Genomic DNA, 1,010 nt, shown 5'->3' with positions numbered 1-1,010 from the left:
GCGACGCTCCCACGGCTTGTAGGCACACGGTTTCAGGTACTATTTCACTCCGCTCCCGCGGTACTTTTCACCATTCCCTCACGGTACTATCCGCTATCGGTCACCAGGGAATATTTAGGCTTAGCGGGTGGTCCCGCCAGATTCACACGGGATTTCTCGGGCCCCGTGCTACTTGGGTGTCTCTCAAACGAGCCGTCAATGTTTCAGCTACGGGGGTCTTACCCTCTACGCCGGACCTTTCGCATGTCCTTCGCCTACATCAACGGTTTCTGACTCGTCTCACGGCCGGCAGACCGCAAAAGAGAGATCCCACAACCCCGCATGCGCAACCCCTGCCGGGTATCACACACATACGGTTTGGCCTCATCCAGTTTCGCTCGCCACTACTCCCGGAATCACGGTTGTTTTCTCTTCCTGAGGGTACTGAGATGTTTCACTTCCCCTCGTTCCCTCCACACTGCCTATGTGTTCAGCAGCGGGTGACAGCCCATGACGACTGCCGGGTTTCCCCATTCGGACACCCCCGGATCAAAGCTCGGTTGACAGCTCCCCGGGGCCTATCGTGGCCTCCCACGTCCTTCATCGGTTCCTGGTGCCAAGGCATCCACCGTGCGCCCTTAAAAACTTGGCCACAGATGCTCGCGTCCACTGTGCAGTTCTCAAACAACGACCAGCCACCCGTCACACACCGAACAATCGATGCTTCACCGGGGCCGGCAACTGAAGGCAGCCATACGGCCGTACCCTCAGACACCCAACAACGTGCCCGACACAGTCCCCCACGATTCACGTTCCACGCCGAAGCAGTACTGATGAACCAGAAGAACCGTGCCGAATAGTCAACGTTCCACCCATGAGCTGACCACCGCCGAACATTCGCCGGCGTAGTGGCTCTGGATTCCTTACGGAATCTAGATGCTCCTTAGAAAGGAGGTGATCCAGCCGCACCTTCCGGTACGGCTACCTTGTTACGACTTCGTCCCAATCGCCAGTCCCACCTTCGACAGCTC

At 57.8% G+C, this 1,010-nt stretch carries 2 rRNA genes; both read right to left on the bottom strand.

The window, feature by feature from the left end:
- A 23S ribosomal RNA gene (locus ACFVUT_RS37800) occupies positions 1–631 on the bottom strand; the annotation flags it as partial.
- A 295-nt stretch (positions 632–926) separates the two neighbouring features.
- Positions 927–1,010, bottom strand: a 16S ribosomal RNA gene (locus ACFVUT_RS37795); the annotation flags it as partial.

It is taken from the genome of Streptomyces sp. NPDC058051 (assembly GCF_042885475.1).
Taxonomy (GTDB): Bacteria; Actinomycetota; Actinomycetes; order Streptomycetales; family Streptomycetaceae; genus Streptomyces.
The sequence above is the reverse complement of the archived record's forward strand: the minus strand, read 5'-3'. Positions and strand labels throughout refer to the sequence as shown.